Annotated in this window: 8 protein-coding genes; 3 read left to right on the forward strand and 5 right to left on the reverse strand. The window is 74.9% G+C overall.

Annotated elements, in window-relative coordinates; genetic code table 11:
* Positions 1-38 precede the first annotated feature (38 nt).
* The 5 genes from ACP7TJ_RS13730 to ACP7TJ_RS13750 all read right to left on the reverse strand — a co-directional run bounded on the left by ACP7TJ_RS13730 (position 39) and on the right by ACP7TJ_RS13750 (position 7941).
* Positions 39-1157: an ADP-ribosylglycohydrolase family protein gene (locus ACP7TJ_RS13730; protein WP_167743400.1), complete on the reverse strand. Its 1119-nt coding sequence runs from the start codon at positions 1155-1157 to the stop codon at positions 39-41.
* 134 nt (positions 1158-1291) lie between these two features.
* The gene (locus tag ACP7TJ_RS13735; protein ID WP_427763323.1) at positions 1292-3811 is read right to left on the reverse strand and encodes a tetratricopeptide repeat protein; all 2520 of its coding nucleotides are present in this window, start codon (positions 3809-3811) and stop codon (positions 1292-1294) included.
* 17 nt (positions 3812-3828) lie between these two features.
* Positions 3829-4398, reverse strand: a complete 570-nt coding sequence (locus ACP7TJ_RS13740; protein WP_167743401.1) for a L,D-transpeptidase — start codon at positions 4396-4398, stop codon at positions 3829-3831.
* A 69-nt stretch (positions 4399-4467) separates the two neighbouring features.
* On the reverse strand, positions 4468-7056 hold the full coding sequence (locus tag ACP7TJ_RS13745) for a bifunctional FO biosynthesis protein CofGH (RefSeq protein ID WP_401407967.1): 2589 nt from the start codon (positions 7054-7056) through the stop codon (positions 4468-4470).
* A gap of 24 nt (positions 7057-7080) precedes the next feature.
* Positions 7081-7941 carry an LLM class F420-dependent oxidoreductase gene (locus tag ACP7TJ_RS13750; protein WP_266398115.1) on the reverse strand — a complete coding sequence of 287 codons (861 nt, stop codon included), beginning with the start codon at positions 7939-7941 and terminating at the stop codon, positions 7081-7083.
* Between the two features lie 220 nt (positions 7942-8161).
* On the opposite strand from ACP7TJ_RS13750, the gene ACP7TJ_RS13755 reads away from it, so the two are divergent.
* The 3 genes from ACP7TJ_RS13755 to ACP7TJ_RS13765 all read left to right on the forward strand — a co-directional run bounded on the left by ACP7TJ_RS13755 (position 8162) and on the right by ACP7TJ_RS13765 (position 13162).
* Positions 8162-9670, forward strand: coding sequence for a CehA/McbA family metallohydrolase (locus tag ACP7TJ_RS13755; RefSeq protein WP_427763326.1), 1509 nt, complete (start codon positions 8162-8164; stop codon positions 9668-9670).
* 13 nt (positions 9671-9683) lie between these two features.
* Positions 9684-10079, forward strand: a complete 396-nt coding sequence (locus ACP7TJ_RS13760) for a nitroreductase/quinone reductase family protein (RefSeq protein ID WP_093768929.1) — start codon at positions 9684-9686, stop codon at positions 10077-10079.
* Positions 10080-10204: 125 nt separating this feature from the next.
* A complete protein-coding gene (locus tag ACP7TJ_RS13765; protein ID WP_427763329.1) occupies positions 10205-13162 on the forward strand; it encodes an AfsR/SARP family transcriptional regulator in 2958 nt (985 codons plus the stop codon).
* Positions 13163-13368: the final 206 nt, after the last annotated feature.

Consider the following 13368-nt stretch of genomic DNA (forward strand, 5'->3'; position numbering starts at 1 on the left):
CTTTGCGCAGTTCCCCGCGCCCCTGAGGGGCGTGATCCCTAGGCGCCTCTTGGGTAGCGGGTCAGCCAGGCCGGGGACGCGGAGGCGGGGGTGTGGAGGGCGGGGCCCTGGGTCATTTCCATCGCGAAGTCGTCGGCCAGTTCCAGGACCGTGGGACGGCCCTCCAGTTCGGCCAGCCAGGCCGGCGGGAGGGCCGTCTCGCCGTGCAGGGCGCCCAGCAGGCCGCCGGTCAGCGCGCCGGCCGCGGCGCTGGGGCCGCTGTGGTTCACGGCGAGGCACAGCCCGTGCCGTACGTCCTCCCCCACCAGCGCGCAGTACACGGCGGCGGACAGCAGGCCCTCGGCGGTGGCGGCGCCGACCAGTTCCGTGACGCGCTCCGCGCCGGGCATCCCCTGCCGTACCGCGCCCAGGGCGCGCTGGAGGGCGTCCGTCACCGGCTGGTGGCCGGGCCGGGCGGCCAGCAGGGCGAGGGTGCGCTGCACCGCCGTGTCCAGGCTGTCGCCCCGGGCCAGCGCGTGCACCAGCACCGCGTACGCGCCCGCCGCGAGGAAGGCGACCGGGTGGCCGTGGGTCTGCGCCGCGCACTCCACGGCGAGCTGCGCCACCAGCTGCGGGTCCCAGCCGACCAGCAGCCCGAACGGCGCCGACCGGGCCGCCGCCTCCGGGCCGGCCTCGCCGGGGTTCTTGGGCGCGTCCAGCGTGCCCATCGTCGCGTCCCCCAGGCCGAGGAGCAGAGGGCGGGCCGGGTCGCGGCGGGCGTACAGCCACTCCTCCCGGGCCAGCCAGCCGTCCTCCTTGCGCCGCTCGTCCGGGCCCCAGTCGCGCTGCGTGGTGGCCCAGCGCAGATACGCCCGGTGCAGGTCGGTCGGCGGGTGCCACGCGCCGGTGTCGCGCCGCACCTGGGCGCGGATCAGGCCGTCCACGGTGAAGAGGGTGAGCTGGGTGTGGTGGGTGACGGCGCCGCGCCGGCCGTAGGCGGGGGCGAGGTCGGTCAGGCCCTCCGCGCCGTGGGTCCGGCGGATGGCGTCGACGTCCAGGCCGTCCACGGGCGCGCCCAGCGCGTCGCCCACGGCCACCCCGAGCAGCGTTCCGCGCACCCGGCTGCGGAAATCCTGCTGCTCACGGCGCCCCCACACGGGCCCGGCAGTACCAGCCACCAAGACCTCCCCGGGACCGTCCGCATGTACGACGCCCTGCACTGTAATCGAACGGGGACGGTCGGCTGCGAGGCCGGATCGCCCTCCGGTTCGCTGTGCGGAGTGCGACCCGAACGGTCGGGAGTCGCCCGGTTTCAGCCGTCGCGGTGCTGTACGACCGCATCGCGCCGCTCGCGCGCCCAGGCGTACGACGGGTTCAGCTCCAGGGCGCGGTCCAGGTCGGCGAGGGCCTCGTCGAGATGGCCCAGGCGGTGATGGGCCACGCCCCGGCTCGCGTACGCCGACGCGTACCCGGGGTCGAGGGCGAGGGCCCGGTCGTAGGCGGCCAGGGCCTCCCGGTCGCGGTCGGCGGCGCGGAGGGCGTCCCCGCGTTCGCAGTGCGCCCACGCGGAGTCGGGTTCGGCGGCGACGGCGCGGTCGAGGGCGGCGAGGCGGCCCTCCGGGTCGCCCAGCTCCCGGGCCACCCGGGCGCGGCGGACCAGCGCCCAGGTGTAGTCGGGCCTCAGGGCGAGGGCGTGGTCCAGGGCGGTACGGGCTCCCTCCGGGTGGCCGAGGGTGAGGCGGGCGGCGCCGAGGGAGGCCCAGGCGTAGGCGTCGGCGGGGTCGAGGGCGGTGGCCTGCTCCAGGTCGGCGACGGCCTCCGCGTGGAGTCCGAGGGCCCGCAGGTACTCGCCGCGCAGGGCGAGCGTGCGGGCGTCGTCGGGGGTGAGGGCGAGGGCCCCGCTCAGTTCGGTGACGGCAAAGGCGTGGTCCCCCCGCGCGGCGTGCGCGAGGGCGCGGTCGCGGTGGATGCGGGCGAGGAGGGGGGCGGGGAGGGTGACGTCCGCGGGAGTCGTCAGGCGGGCCTGCTCCTGTGACATCCAGTCGACGTCCGCCGGCGCCCCGGCCAGGTCGAGGTCCCACAGCATGGGGTCGGCCCCCACGGGGTCGCCGGGGAAGTCGGGGGGGCCGGCCGGCACGCCGCCGCCGGGTGTGGTCGACGGCTCGTCGCCGCCGCGCCGGACGGGCAGCCGGCCCGGGACGGGAAGCGGGGTGTGCCCCGCCCAGTCCAGCAGGGTGTCGAGAACCGCCCGCGTCCCGCCGGAGGCGAGCGCGGCCGACAGCCGGTCGCCCCAGGCGCTCACGCCCGGCGCGCCCGCGTCCCGCCCCGCGTCCTCCAGCACCCGGACCCAGCGGGCGGCGAGCGCCTCCCCCTGGTCGCACGCATCCACCAGGTCCCGCAGGGTGTCGGAGACCGCCGTGGGGCCGGCGGCGCACAGACGGTGGTACAGCTCCCCGAGGCGCAGCTCGCACCAGGTCTCGTCGAGCCACAGCGTGCCGGTGTCCCGGCCGCTCTCCGTCTGTTCGCGCCACCGGCGGAAGGCCTGCGCGAGCCTGCCGTGGCCGTCGGCCCAGCCGCGCGGGGAGCGGCCGCGCTGGAGCCGCAGCATGGGGGCGCGCACGATGTCGTGGTAGCGGATCCGGCCGCCGAGCCGGTCGGCGAACGGCAGGGTCTCCACCCAGGCGTAGAGCTCCTCGGCGCGGTCGCGGTCGCAGTCGGCGGCGACCGCGAAGACGTCCGCGTCCAGCAGCCGGGGCAGCGCGCCCGCGAGGGCGGCGAACCGGCGGCCGGGGTCCTGCTCCCACTTCAGGAAACGTTCGACGGCGGTGGCGCTGGGGTCGGTGACGTCCTCGGGTCCTGCGGGGCGGGTGCCGGCGATCGTGGAGAGCAGCACCGGGAGGCCGCCGGTGAGGCGGAGCGCCTCGGCGACGACGGGTTCGGCGGTGACGCCCCGCTCGGCGAGCAGTCCGCGTGCTTCCGCCTCGGTGAACGGCTGGAGCGGCAGGGAGGTCATGAAGTCGGCGAACGTGCCCCAGCGGGCCGGGTCGGCGGGGTGCTGTCCCGCGGTGACGACGACGACCGTGTCGGGCAGGGCTCCGTAACGGTCGGTGGTGAGCAGGTCGTGCAGCCAGGCGTCGAGGAAGGGGCCGGTGCGCTCGTAGGTGTCGAGGAGGAGGACGATCCAGGGGACGTCGGAGGCGACCGCGTCCAGTTCGTCGGTGAGGACGGGGGTGAGGACGCTCGCCGGATCGAGGACCAGGCGGACGTCCTCGTGGCTGCGGAAGCGGGCGGCGAGGACCGAGCGCAGCCGGTCGGCTCCGTGGGCGAGCTGCGCGGGGTCGAGGACGGCCGTGAACGGGGCGACGCCGGGGACGAGTCCGAGTCCGGCGAGTCCGGCGCGGGCGAGCGCCATGCCGCCCGTGGAGGGGGCGCCGTCCGGGGCGGGGTCGAGGGCGGCGAGGGCGGCGGTCTCCGCCTCGTGGCGGCGCTCGCGGTGCGTCGCGAGCATCCGCTCCAGGTCCTTCAACCGGTGGCCCCGTAAGGCGAACTGACGGCACACCGATTCCAGCACCTCGGGGACGGAGCCGGAGGTCTCGTTGACGTACGCCGTCAACGCGCCCTGTTCACGCGCCAGATGCTCGAACTCCTTGACCAGGCGCGTCTTTCCGACGCCCGCGGTGCCGTGCACATGGAACAGGAAGCGGTGCCGTCCGTCCTCGGGTGCGGTGTCGAAGTTGCCCCGGAACAGCTCCCGTTCGGCACTGCGCGCGACGAGCCCGGCCCGCGTCCGCCGCCGCACCAGCTCCTGGAGCGAAACCCGCCCGCGCGCCATGTGTATGCCTTTCCCGGCTACTTCACCACGTGGACCGTGGTGCCCGCCGTGCCGAAGGTCCAGAGGGCCTTGCCGTCCTGTTTGGCGACGCGGATGCCGCCGGTCTGGGCGCCGGGGTCGGCGGGCGGGGGTGAGGAGCCGTCGACCGCGTTGGAGAAGGCGACGAAGACGCCGGACTTCTGGGCGAAGTACATGATGTGCTCCACCGGTACGCCGTCGCTGCCGGTGGTGGCCTCGTTGCGGGCGCCGATCGCGTAGGAGCCGGGGTCCGGGGAGACCGTGCCGGGCCACACCGGGAAGGAGCGGCGGGCGGCGTCGCTGGCGTCGACCAGCCAGACGCGCTTCTGGCCGAGGGAGTAGACGATGCGGCGGCCGGTGCCGGAGTCGGCGGGGACGGCCGGCGTCGACGGCTTCTCCGGCGGGGCGGCGGACGGCTTCGGGTCCGCCGTCGCCGTGGCCTTCGGCGGCGTGGTGGCGGCGACGGGCTTGGTGCCCTGGTCCGCCTGGACGCCCAGGACCGCCACCACGGCTATCGCCCCCGTGGTCAGCCCGGTCACCCAGGCCCACGAAGGAAGACGGGCAGACACCGGTACGCACTCCTCAGCTACCGAAAGCGGGTCGGATCATCCTACTGCCAGCAGGGGGCGGGCCCTGAGTCAGTCGAGGACCGGCAGCAGCTCCGGCAGATGGCCGTCCGAGGCCTCCGCCGCGCGGCGGCGCTCCTCGGGGACCTCGCCGTACAGGGTCGTGCGCGGCTTCGCCGGGCGGCCGGCCGCCTCCGCCACCGCGATCAGGTCCTTGACCGACTTGTAGGAGCCGTAGGAGGAGCCCGCCATACGGGAGATGGTCTCCTCCATCAGCGTCCCGCCGAGGTCGTTCGCGCCGGAGCGCAGCATCTCCGCCGCACCCTCCGCGCCCAGTTTGACCCAGCTCGTCTGGATGTGGGGGATCCAGGGGTGGAGCAGCAGGCGGGCCATCGCCGTGACCGCGCGGTTGTCGCGGACGGTCGGGCCCGGGCGGGCGATGCCGGCCAGGTAGACGGGGGCGTTGGTGTGCACGAAGGGCAGCGTCACGAACTCGGTGAAGCCGCCGGTCCGCTGCTGGACGCCGGCCAGGGTCCGCAGGTGGCCGAGCCAGTGGCGGGGCTGGTCGACATGGCCGTACATCATCGTGGACGAGGAGCGGATGCCCAGGTCGTGGGCCGTCTCGACGACCTCGATCCAGGTCGCCGCCGGCAGCTTGCCCTTGGTGAGGATCCAGCGGACCTCGTCGTCGAGGATCTCGGCGGCCGTGCCCGGGATGGTGTCCAGGCCGGCTTCCTTGGCGGCGGTCAGCCACTCGCGGATGGACAGGCCCGTACGCGTCGCGCCGTTGACCACCTCCATCGGGGAGAAGGCGTGGACGTGCATCCCGGGGACGCGTTCCTTCACGGCCCGCGCGATGTCGAAGTAGGCGGTGCCGGGCAGGTCCGGGTGGATGCCGCCCTGCATGCAGACCTCCACCGCGCCGACGTCCCACGCCTGCTGGGCGCGGTCGGCGACCTGCTCCAGCGACAGCGTGTACGCGTCGGCGTCGGTGCGGCGCTGGGCGAAGGCGCAGAAGCGGCAGCCGGTGTAACAGACGTTGGTGAAGTTGATGTTGCGCGTGACGATGTACGTCACGTCGTCGCCGACCGCCGACTTGCGCACGTCGTCCGCGACCCGGCACAGCGCGTCCAGGGCGGGACCGTCGGCGTGCAGCAGGGCCAGCGCCTCGGCGTCGGTGAGCTTCGTCGGGTCGTCGGCGGCCGTGCGCAGCGCCTCGCGCACGTCGGTGTCGATCCGCTCGGGGACCATGCCGGGTGCGGCGGCCTCGCGCAGGGCGTCCCAGTCGCCGTACACCTCGTCGAAGTCCTCGCGGCGGTCGCCGGTGCGGCCCTCGGTGTCGATGGTGCGGTGCAGATCGGTGCGGCCGGTGGCGGTGAACGCCTCGTCCGGCTCCTGCCAGGGCAGCCCCTCGGGCAGCGCGTCCGGGAGGGCGAGGCCGGTGGCCGGGTCGGCGAGCGCGGCGACGTGCGGGCGCAGCCGCGGGTCCAGCCAGGGCTCGCCGCGCCGCACGAACTCCGGGTAGACGCAGAGGCGTTCGCGCAGTTCGAAGCCGGCCGCGCGGGACTGCTCGGCCAGTTCCTCGATCTGCGGCCAGGGCCGCTCGGGGTTGACGTGGTCGATGGTGAGCGGGGAGACGCCGCCCCAGTCGTCGATGCCGGCCGCGATCAGCCGCCCGTACTCGGCGTCGACCAGGTTCGGCGGGGCCTGGAGGCAGGCGGCGGGGCCGAGGACGAGGCGGGCGACGGCGACCGTGGCGACCAGTTCGTCCAGCTCCGCGTCCGGCATGCCGCGCATCGCGGTGTCCGGCTTGGCGCGGAAGTTCTGGATGATCAGTTCCTGGATGCCGTGGTGGGCGCGGGAGATCTTCCGCAGGGCGAACAGCGACTCCGCGCGCTCCTCGTACGTCTCGCCGATGCCGATGAGGATGCCGGAGGTGAAGGGGACCGAGGAGCGGCCCGCGTCCTCGAGGACCCTCAGCCGCACCGCCGGTTCCTTGTCCGGGGAGCCGTGGTGGGGGCCGCCGGGCTCGGACCACAGGCGGGTCGCGGTGGTCTCCAGCATCATGCCCATGGACGGGGCGACCGGCTTCAGACGCTGGAAGTCCGTCCAGGTCAGGACGCCGGGGTTGAGGTGCGGGAGGAGTCCCGTCTCCTCCAGGATGCGGATCGAGATGGCGCGGACATAGGCGATCGTGTCGTCGTAGCCGTGCGCGTCGAGCCACTCGCGGGCCTCGGGCCAGCGGTCCTCGGGCTTGTCGCCGAGGGTGATGAGGGCTTCCTTGCAGCCGAGCGCGGCGCCCTTGCGGGCGATGTCCAGCACCTCGTCCGGCGACATGAACATCCCGTGCCCGGCGCGGCGCAGCTTGCCGGGCACGGTGACGAACGTGCAGTAGTGGCACGTGTCCCGGCAGAGCCGTGTCAGTGGAATGAACACGCTCTTGGAGTACGTGATGACGCCGGGCCGCCCCGCCGCCTCCAGGCCCGCGTCGCGGACCCGGGCGGCCGAGGCGGAGAGGTCCGTCAGATGCTCACCGCGGGCCTGGAGCAGGACCGCGGCCTCGGAGACGTCCAGGGAGACGCCGTCGCGGGCGCGCCTGAGCGCGCGGCGCAGGGAGTTCTCGGTCGGGCCGCCGGTTCCGGACGTCGCGGAAGTCGTCATGCTGTGAGCATACGTTCGGCGTGATCAGGACCCCTGTCCGTCCACGAACGGCTGGAGGGCGTCCAGCGCGCGCAGCACCTCCGTCTCCCCCGCCGGCGGCAGCTGCGCCACGACCTCCTCGACGCCCAGCTCGGCGAAGTGCTCCAGCTTGCCCGCGCTGGGACGGACCGCGTACGGGACGACCTGGAGGGCGGCCGGGTCGCGGCCGGCGTCGGCCCAGGCGGAGCGCAGCGCGGGCAGCGCCTCGGTCAGGCCGCGCCCGCCGATCGGCAGCCAGCCGTCGGCGTAGGCGCAGATGTCGGCGAACAGCTTCGGTCCGGCCGCCCCGCCGACCAGGGTGCGCGGGCCGCTCACCGGGCCGCGCGGCTTCTGCACCGGCTTGGGGTACGCGGTGCTCGCCCGGACGCTTCCGAACTCGCCCTCGTAGGCGGTGGGTTCGTCGGCCCACAGGGCGCGCATCAGGCCGATCCGGTCGCGTACGAGCGCGCGCCGGGTGCGCCACTCCACGCCGTGGTCGGCGGCCTCCTCCACGTTCCAGCCGAAGCCGACGCCCAGCGTGAACCGGCCGCCCGAGAGGTGGTCCAGGGTCGCGATCTGCTTGGCCAGGTCGATCGGGTCGTGCTGTGCGGCGAGCGTGATGCCGGTGCCGAGCCCGAGCAGCCCGGTGACGGCCGCGGCCTGGCCGAGCGCGACGAAGGGGTCAAGGGTGCGGCCGTACTCGCGGGGCAGCTCGCCGCCCGCCGGGTAGGGGCTGGTGCGCTCGACGGGGATGTGCGTGTGCTCGGGCAGGTACAGCCCGGCGAAGCCCCGCTGTTCCAGCTCCCGGGCCAGCCGGACCGGGGTGATCGTCTCGTCGGTGAGGAAGATCGTGACGGCGATGCGCATGGGCGGCCTTTCGTACGCGGACGACGCCCCATGCATACCCGCCCGCTGCCCCCCTGTCCATACCGACCGGTCGGCATTGCGCCCGCCCTGGCCACGGACCCGATCCGAAATCCGTCGATTCCCTTCCCTTCCACGGCAGTTCACTGCTCAATACAAAGGTTGCACCGCACCACCCCTGCGTCACCCAGCCCTGTCCTCACCGACACCCGGGAGCAGCAGCATGTGCGAGGAGCATCAGGCCGGCGTCGGACGGCGCGCCGTCTTCCTGACCGGCGCCGCCGCCGCGGTTACGTTGGGGAGCGTGAGCTTCGCCTCCGCGGCCGAGGGCCGCAGCCGGACCAGGACCGTGCGGGGCACCCTGGAGCCCGGCGCCCCCGACTTCGTGTACGTCCCCGTCGAAGTGCCGCACGGCGTACGCGAGATCAGGGTCGCCTACACCTACGACAGACCCCAGGTCCCGGCCGGCACCGCGGGCAACGCCCTGGACATCGGCGTCTTCGACGAGCGCGGCACCGGCCTCGGCGGCGAGGGCTTCCGCGGCTGGTCCGGCGGAGCGCGCACCGAGTTCTTCCTGCGCGCCGACGAGGCCACCCCCGGCTATCTCCCCGGCCCGGTGCGCGCGGGCACCTGGCACATCGCGCTGGGCCCCTACACGGTCGCCCCGCAGGGCCTCTCGTACGAGATCACGGTGACGCTGACGTTCGGCGAGCAGGGCCGGACGCCCCGGCCGGTGTATCCGCCGGAGCGGGCGAAGGGGCGGGGGCGGGACTGGTACCGGGGCGACTGCCATCTGCACTCCTGGCACTCCGACGGCCGCCGCACCCCCGAGGAGATCGCCGCGCTCGCCCGCGCCGCCGGACTGGACTTCGTCAACTCCAGCGACCACAACACCCACTCCGCGCACGCCCACTGGGCCGAGGCGGCGGGCGACGACCTGCTGGTGCTGCTCGGCGAGGAGGTCACCACCCGCAACGGGCACGTGGTGGCGCTCGGCACCGACCCCGGCACCTTCGTCGACTGGCGCTACCGGGCCCGCGACAACCGCTTCGGCCGGTTCGCCCGGCAGATCCGCCGGTCCGGCGGCCTGGTCGTCCCCGCCCATCCGCACGCCACCTGCATCGGCTGCAACTGGAAGTTCGGCTTCGGCGAGGCCGACGCGGTCGAGGTGTGGAACGGCCCCTGGACGCCCGACGACGAGGTGGCGCTGGCCGACTGGGACGGCATGCTGGTCGCGTCCGTGCGGGACGGCCGCGACTGGATTCCGGCCATGGGCAGCAGCGACGCGCACCGCGACCCGGACACCGTCGGCCTGCCGCAGACCGTCGTCCTCGCCGACGACCTCTCCCGCCGCGCCGTCCTGGACGGCATCCGGGCCGGCCGCTGCTACGTCGCCGAGTCCGCGGCCGTCTCCCTCGCCCTCTCCGCGTCCGGCCCGCGCGGCGAACACGCGGGGATCGGCGAGCGGCTGCGGGTGGCGGACGACTCCCCCGTCACCGTCCGCGTCGAGGTGACCGGCGCCCCCGGCTGCACCGTCCGCCTCGTCACCGACCAGGGCGTGCTGCACACCTCCGCGCCGCTGCCGGCGAGCGGGGAAGGGGCCGTGGAGTGGCGGACCACCCCGGCGTACGCCGCGTACGTGCGGGCGGAGGTGCGGCACGCGGCCGTCGCCGGGCCGCTGCCCGGAAGCCTGGCCGCTTTCACCAACCCCGTCTTCCTGGGACGCCGGTAGGCTCTGCGCCACGATGACTTCTCGCGCCGAACGCAAGTACCGCGTCGCCACGGCACTCCAGCGCCGCGTCGGGAACCCCCTGCTGCGCCGGATGCCGTTCCAGACCCTGCTGGAGACCACCGGCCGCGTGTCGGGCCTGCCCCGCACCACCCCGGTGGGCGGGCGGCGCGTCGGCGACGCCTTCTGGCTGGTGTCGGAGTTCGGCGAACGCTCCCAGTACGTGCGGAACATCAAGGCGGACCCCCGGGTGCGGGTGCGCGTCCGGGGCCGCTGGCACACCGGCACCGCCCACCTGATGCCCGACGACGACCCGGTTGCCCGGCTGCGCTCCCTCCCCCGCTTCAACAGCGCCGCCGTCCGTGCGATCGGGGCCGAACTGCTCACGGTACGGGTGGATCTGGACGGATGAGGTCGCACATGTGAGGAGTCCGTGGCGGCCCGTCGCTCCCCGTGTGATCGGTGTCTCGCACGGCTGACTCCTGCGTCAGGAGAAGGCAAACTGGCGTAGTTGCTCGGAATGCATAGGGGGACTGCATGGACGGTGTGCCGCGAGGACCCGAGCGGCGGGGTCCCGGCTCCTCCCCGGAGCCGGTGGCGCTGCGGTTCGGCGTGCTGGGTCCGGTGCGCGCCTGGCGTGGCGATGTCCCGGTCGCCACGGGCAGTCCGCAGCAACGCGCCCTGCTGGCCGCACTGTTGCTGCGCGAGGGCCGCACCGCGACGGCCGCCGAGCTGATCGACGCCCTGTGGGGCGAGGAGCCGCCCTCGCAGGCGCTGGCCGCGGTGCGCACGTATGCGTCCCGGCTGCGGAAGGTGCTGGATGCCGGCGTTCTGGCCAGCGAGTCCGGCGGGTACGCCGTGCGCGGGCTCGGCGAGGGCGCGCTGGACCTCGCGGCCGCGCAGGAGCTGGCGGCGGAGGCGGAGAAGGCCCGCAACACCGGTGACCTGTACCGCGCCCGCGACCTGCTCGGCCAGGCGCTGGCGCTGTGGGACGGCGAGACGCTGGCCGGGGTGCCAGGACCGTACGCGGAGGCGCAGCGGGTGCGCCTGGAGGAGTGGCGGCTGCAACTCCTGGAGACGCGGCTGGACATGGACCTGGAGCAGGGCTGTCACGCGGAGGCCGTCTCCGAGCTGACCGCGCTGACCGCCGCGCACCCGCTGCGGGAGCGGCTGCGCGAGCTGCTGATGCTGGCGCTGTACCGCAGCGGCCGCCAGGCGGAGGCGCTCGCGGTGTACGCCGACACCCGCCGGCTGCTCGCCGACGAGCTGGGCGTCGACCCGCGCCCGCGCCTGAGCGAGTTGCAGCAGCGCATCCTGGAGGCCGACCCGGCCCTCGTCGAACCGCCCGCCAGGCAGCCCGCGTCGGAGCCCGCGCCCGTGCGCCCGGCCCAGCTTCCCGCGACCGTGCCGGACTTCACCGGCCGCGCGGCGTTCGTGCGGGAGCTGGGCGAGGTCCTCGCGTCGGCCACCGGCGGCCAGGGGCAGGTGATGGCGGTGTCCGCCCTCGCCGGCATCGGCGGCGTCGGCAAGACCACCCTCGCCGTGCATGTGGCGCACACCGCCCGGGACGCCTTCCCGGACGGCCAGCTCTACGTCGACCTCCAGGGTGCCGGAGCCCGCGCCGCGGAGCCGGAGACGGTCCTCGGTTCCTTCCTGCGCGCCCTCGGCACCCCCGACTCGGCGATCCCGGACTCCCTGGAGGAGCGGGCGGCCCTGTACCGCTCGGTGCTGGACGGCCGCCGGGTGCTGGTGCTGCTGGACAACGCGCGCGACGCGGCGCAGGTACGGCCGCTGCTGCCGGGCACGGCGGGCTGCGCGGCGCTGGTGACGTCCCGGGTGCGGATGGTGGGCCTGGCCGGGGCGCACCTGGTCGATCTGGACGTGATGGCGCCGGAGGAGGCACTGGCGCTCTTCACGAAGATCGTCGGCGAGGAGCGGGTGCGCTCCGAGCGGGAGGCCGCCCTGGACGTGGTGGCCGCCTGCGGCTTCCTGCCGCTGGCCATCCGCATCGCCGCCTCCCGGCTGGCCGCCCGCCGCACCTGGACGGTGTCGTTCCTCGCGGCGAAGCTCGCCGACGAGCGCCGCCGCCTGGACGAGCTGCAGGCGGGCGACCTGGCGGTCGCGGCCACCTTCGAGCTGGGCTACGGCGCGCTGGACGCGGCGCAGGCGCGCGCGTTCCGGCTGCTGGGCCTGGCCGACGGCCCCGACATCTCGCTGGCCGCCGCCTCCGCCCTGCTGGACCTGGCGGCGGACGCGACGGAGGACCTGCTGGAGTCCCTGGTCGACACGTCCCTGCTGGAGTCGGCGGCCCCCGGCCGCTACCGCTTCCACGATCTCGTACGGCTCTACGCGCGTGCGTGCGCCGAGCGGGACGAGCAGCCGCCCGCCGAGCGGGAGGCCGCCCGGTCGCGGCTGCTGGACTACTACCTGGCGACGGCGGTGCGCGTGTACGGCATCGAGCGGCCGGGCGACCGGACCGTGGCCCATCTGGAGAAGGGCCGCTTCGAGGGCGAGGAGTTCGGCGGCGCGGCGAAGGCGCTGGACTGGCTGCACAGCGAGGCCGGGCCGCTGCTGGCCTGCGTGCAGCAGTCGCTGGACGCGGCCATGGTGCGCCGGGCCGTGGACCTGCTGGTCGCCGCCATCGACCTCGCAGAGTCCGGGGTGGACTCGCGCCAGTACCGCAAGACCGCGCGGGCCGCGTGCGAGGCGGCGGCCGCTCTCGGGGACGCCCGCGCCGAGGTGCGGGCCCGTGTCACCGTCGCCCAGGTGCTCAGCCAGGCGGGCCGGTTCGAGGCCGCCGAGGAGGAGACGCGGCGGGCGGACGCGCTGCTGCGGGAGGCGGACGACCCGTGGGCGAACGGCACCGCCCCGAACCAGCTCGGCATCATCGCCCTGTGCACCGCCCGGTACGCGGACGCCGAGGGGTACTTCCTCCGCGCGATCGACGCCTTCCGCGCCGACGGCAACCGGCCCGGTGAGGCCAGCGCGGTCTGCAACCTCTCCCGCACCCTCGCCTCCATGGGCCGCAGCGGCGAGGCCGTCGAACTCGCCCGGCGCGGCGTCGAGATCTACGACGAACTGGGGATGTCGGTGCGGCTGGCGAACGCCCGGTACGCGTCCGGGATCGTGCTCAGCCAGGCGGGGCGCTCCTCGGAGGCGCTGGCCCAGCTCGACGAGGCGCTGTGCATCTTCGCGGAGAACCGTCAGTCGCTGTGGGAGGGCACGACCCACTACCGCATCGCCGAGGTGCACCTGCGGGCCGGACGCCCGGCGCGGGCCGCCCGGCACGCCGAACAGGCCCTGGCGATGGGCTGCATCGGCGGCGACTGGATGCGGGCCAACGCCCTCACCCTGCTCGGCCGGGCGCTGGACACCCTGGACCACGGCGACCGGGCGCGCGCCTGCTGGCGCGAGGCGCTGACCCTGTACGACGAGTCGGGCTCCGCCGAGGCCGCCCAGGTGCGCCGGCTGCTCGCCCCGCTGTCGGTGGCCTGAGGCGGCCAGCCGGAGGCGTTCATCGAACGTTTATGGCGGGCTGCCACTCTTGTGGAACGGATGCGTCGCGTCGGGGGGCAGGCGGATCCGAGGGGCTCATCTCTGCTCTGAGACCCGCTGGAGCGCCCGTTCGGCGACCTTCGGGGGAGTCGCCGAACGGGTCGTTCAACCGCACGTCCCAGTCCACCTGTTGGGGGTTGTACACG

Source organism: Streptomyces sp. DSM 41931, from assembly GCF_050271085.1.
GTDB lineage: Bacteria > Actinomycetota > Actinomycetes > Streptomycetales > Streptomycetaceae > Streptomyces > Streptomyces albogriseolus.

What these genes read in the sequence shown, in the direction of transcription:
- ACP7TJ_RS13760 (WP_093768929.1), top strand. Translation starts at nt 9,684, where the DNA reads ATGACTTCTCGCGCCGAACGCAAGTACCGCGTCGCCACGGCACTCCAG.
- ACP7TJ_RS13755 (WP_427763326.1), top strand. Translation starts at nt 8,162, where the DNA reads ATGTGCGAGGAGCATCAGGCCGGCGTCGGACGGCGCGCCGTCTTCCTG.
- ACP7TJ_RS13735 (WP_427763323.1), bottom strand. Translation starts at nt 3,811, where the DNA reads ATGGCGCGCGGGCGGGTTTCGCTCCAGGAGCTGGTGCGGCGGCGGACG.
- ACP7TJ_RS13750 (WP_266398115.1), bottom strand. Translation starts at nt 7,941, where the DNA reads ATGCGCATCGCCGTCACGATCTTCCTCACCGACGAGACGATCACCCCG.
- ACP7TJ_RS13745 (WP_401407967.1), bottom strand. Translation starts at nt 7,056, where the DNA reads ATGACGACTTCCGCGACGTCCGGAACCGGCGGCCCGACCGAGAACTCC.
- ACP7TJ_RS13765 (WP_427763329.1), top strand. Translation starts at nt 10,205, where the DNA reads ATGGACGGTGTGCCGCGAGGACCCGAGCGGCGGGGTCCCGGCTCCTCC.